Source organism: uncultured Algibacter sp., from assembly GCF_947487605.1.
Taxonomy (GTDB): Bacteria; Bacteroidota; Bacteroidia; order Flavobacteriales; family Flavobacteriaceae; genus Algibacter_D.
On sequence record NZ_CANKXK010000028.1, the window covers coordinates 1 to 2,874 of the forward strand.

Consider the following 2,874-nt stretch of genomic DNA (forward strand, 5'->3'; position numbering starts at 1 on the left):
GAATAATTTGTTCATGGTTTTTTTTGTCATTTTAATTTGTTTTAAAGGGTTCATTTTTGTTTAATTACACACAACGTCCTCGTATAACCGTCAGTTACGGGTTAATATGCGTTTATTTTCGGTTTAGCAAAGGCTTTAGCAATTCCGAGTGGATTCGGACGTAGTCGAATCCGCCGTAATTGCGGTTATACATTGTTGTAACCAGTTTTTATTCAATTCCGATTTTTTCTCCAATATACTCCTTAAATGATTTTCCCGTTTCGTAAATCGTTCCGTCATCATGCCAAAATTCAATTACTTCATTCGGATTTTTTTCAAAGTCAAAACCTGCTAAATCTCCAGCGAAATTATCTCCAAAGAATTTAATTTCATCTTTCAATTCATAAATGTCCTCGAGTCCTAATTCGGAAAGATCAAATAAGTAGTCTTGAACCATAAATTGGCTTTCTTTAAAGCTACCTGAACCAATTTCTTTTAGATAAGTCAGATATTCTTCTGAAATTCCACTATGATTTTGTCGCAATTGATTTAAGTCAGATTCGGACAATTTTTTTCGAAAATTTGATTTGTCCGTTTTATCTTCAACCTGGTTTAAAATGCTAAATTCTAAATCATATTTCATGGGTTTCTTCAAATTGGTTACAACGTTTATGTATAAGATTAGTGCGGTTTTGTGTGCGAGGATTTTCCGCAGGAAAATCCTCGCACACAAAACAGGACTAATCGCTGGATTAAGCACAGACCCAAGCATTAATTTTATACTTGGTTGTAAAACGTACTTTTTACTACACTTCAATCGAAATATTGACTTTTCCGCCAAGTCCTTTTTCAACGATGTCAAATAAGGTTTTTAAGGTCAGATTACTACCATTGTTTTCCACACGAGAAATATAGGTTCGTTTTTTGTCAATCAATTCGCCAAGTTGCTCTTGAGTCAGATTTTTTTCCTCTCGTGCATTTCGTAAAAGCAAACCGATTTTAAACGATTCAAAATCCCTGTCGAGTTCGTCCCTGCGTTCAGTTCCTTTTTTTCCGTAAACTGTGTCTTTTATGTCTTTCCAACTTTTAGTTTCCATTTCCTTTGTTTTTTTCTTCGTAATACTCTTTCATTAATCGGACAGCTTTGTCGATTTCTTTTTTCGGTGTTTTCTGCGTCTTTTTTGTAAATCCGTTTAAGAGTATAACTAATTTACCTTTGTCGAAGAAGCAAAAAACTCGCCAAATATTCGAGCCTAATTTTATTCGGGCTTCAAATAGTCCTTTGTGAGTTTTCATTGGCGCCAAATATGTTTTCGGCACGTGCTGATAGGTTTCGATTATTTCAATGACCTTAAATATTTTGTCCTGAACCTTTTTCGGTTGAGCAAGCAAAAACTCTTCGAAATAATTTTTATATTGTATTACTTGCCTAACTTTTTCCATTCAGACAAAGGTAACTTAAAAGTTACTATTTTCAAAATTTCAGATGTTTATTTTTGAAGATCGAATGTTTATTGGGTATGTTTTACAACGGTCTCGTATAACCGTCAGTTACGGGTTTTAAGTTACTGTTTTTCGGTTAAACACTGACTCTCGCAATTCCGAGTGGATTCGGACGTAGTCGAATCCGCCGTAATTGCGGTTATACATTGTTAGCAAACGTTTTTTTATCAGTTATATATTTTTCAATGTCCGAAATCCAATTTTGTTCAATCCATAATTCTTTTCCGAATTCTTTTAATTGATAAAGTGTAAATTCAGGTTTCAGTTCTTTTAAAAATTCAGAACCCTCATTTAGTGCTATTTTTAATATGTTTTCAATATATTCATCTACCTCTTTTGGCGTTATATTTTCCAAATCAATTGGCAAATTCCCAGTTCCGATATCCTCATTTATTTTCTCGTAATCATATCGGTAATTATTTAATCCATCTTGCATTAACTTTTTTAAGTCAATTGGATTGAACACAAACGGTGAAACTTGGGGTAACATAATTTTGTCAGGATATTCTCCGTCATGGTTTTTCATAAAAGTGTGGCAGTAAACGAAAGTAAATCCGAAAAACAAAGTCCTTTTTGTGTTTTTATGGATTATAAAAAATTCGGTGTCATTTTGTTTTACGTAATGACTGTTCTGTCTCCAAAATCCGTGATTTCGTAAAACCTCGTCAGCTCGTTTAAAGTAGATTTTGTTAAATTCAGAATGTGTCATTTCAAATGTTTGCTAACGTTTATGTATAAGATTAGTGCGGTTTTGTGTGCGAGGATTTTCCGCAGGAAAATCAGATGTAACAAAACAGGACTAATCGCTGGTTTAAGCACAGACCCAAGCATTAATTTTATACTTTGTTGTGCATAGTGTTTCTTTTATTTTTAGAATATAATTGTCAAAAAAATAATAATCCCAAGAGCTAAAACAAAATTCCAAGGATTTGTAATATTATCTTTCAAGTATTTTTTATTCCATAAGTCAGTCAATTTTTTCCATTTGTTTAAAGTCAAAATTGAGATTAATGATAAAAAAATCACCTTAATAATTGTACCAATCGAATTCAAAATAAGGTAAGGAATTGCAACAAAAATTCCTTCCAGAGTTGTTGGCGTTTCCCATATAAGGTCAGCTATTGATTCCCACTTACTGCTTTTTTTAGTCAAAGATTTTTATTCAGGTCGTTTATATTTTCTTCCAGTTTCTATTCCGCATTATTGTCAGCAGAATTATTTAAATCAGAACGAAATTTATTATTCCGATTTGTCAAAAATGTTTCTTTTATTCTCAAATTTTTAATTCGGATTTCGTTTTTCCGACATTATGCACAACTTTCACGTATATAGTTTGTGTCGCCTTATTATTTTGCTTGAGCGAGGCAGAAATGCGATAGCATTTTAGCGTAA

The 2,874-nt window shown here is 32.6% G+C and carries 5 protein-coding genes; all 5 read right to left on the reverse strand.

All coding sequences use genetic code 11. The annotated features are described in order from the left end of the window. Positions 1–208: 208 nt before the first annotated feature. The 5 genes from Q0739_RS14665 to Q0739_RS14685 all read right to left on the reverse strand — a co-directional run bounded on the left by Q0739_RS14665 (position 209) and on the right by Q0739_RS14685 (position 2,634). A complete protein-coding gene (locus Q0739_RS14665) occupies positions 209–622 on the reverse strand; it encodes an SMI1/KNR4 family protein (protein ID WP_298239489.1) in 414 nt (137 codons plus the stop codon). A 163-nt stretch (positions 623–785) separates the two neighbouring features. Next, complete coding sequence (locus Q0739_RS14670) at positions 786–1,076, reverse strand: helix-turn-helix transcriptional regulator (protein ID WP_042247315.1); 291 nt, start codon at positions 1,074–1,076, stop codon at positions 786–788. Further along, on the reverse strand, positions 1,066–1,422 hold the full coding sequence (locus tag Q0739_RS14675; protein ID WP_042247318.1) for a type II toxin-antitoxin system RelE/ParE family toxin: 357 nt from the start codon (positions 1,420–1,422) through the stop codon (positions 1,066–1,068). Before Q0739_RS14675 ends, Q0739_RS14670 begins: the two co-directional genes overlap by 11 nt. Positions 1,423–1,621: 199 nt before the next feature. Then, positions 1,622–2,008, reverse strand: coding sequence for a hypothetical protein (locus tag Q0739_RS14680; RefSeq protein ID WP_298239490.1), 387 nt, complete (start codon positions 2,006–2,008; stop codon positions 1,622–1,624). Positions 2,009–2,352: 344 nt separating this feature from the next. Further along, positions 2,353–2,634 (reverse strand): hypothetical protein, encoded by a 282-nt coding sequence (locus tag Q0739_RS14685; RefSeq protein ID WP_298239491.1) that lies wholly within the window; start codon positions 2,632–2,634, stop codon positions 2,353–2,355. Positions 2,635–2,874 lie beyond the last annotated feature (240 nt).

Excerpts from the sequence above, each read along its gene's own strand:
- Q0739_RS14670 (WP_042247315.1), bottom strand. The coding sequence starts at position 1,076 with ATGGAAACTAAAAGTTGGAAAGACATAAAAGACACAGTTTACGGAAAA.
- Q0739_RS14665 (WP_298239489.1), bottom strand. The coding sequence starts at position 622 with ATGAAATATGATTTAGAATTTAGCATTTTAAACCAGGTTGAAGATAAA.
- Q0739_RS14680 (WP_298239490.1), bottom strand. The coding sequence starts at position 2,008 with ATGAAAAACCATGACGGAGAATATCCTGACAAAATTATGTTACCCCAA.
- Q0739_RS14675 (WP_042247318.1), bottom strand. The coding sequence starts at position 1,422 with ATGGAAAAAGTTAGGCAAGTAATACAATATAAAAATTATTTCGAAGAG.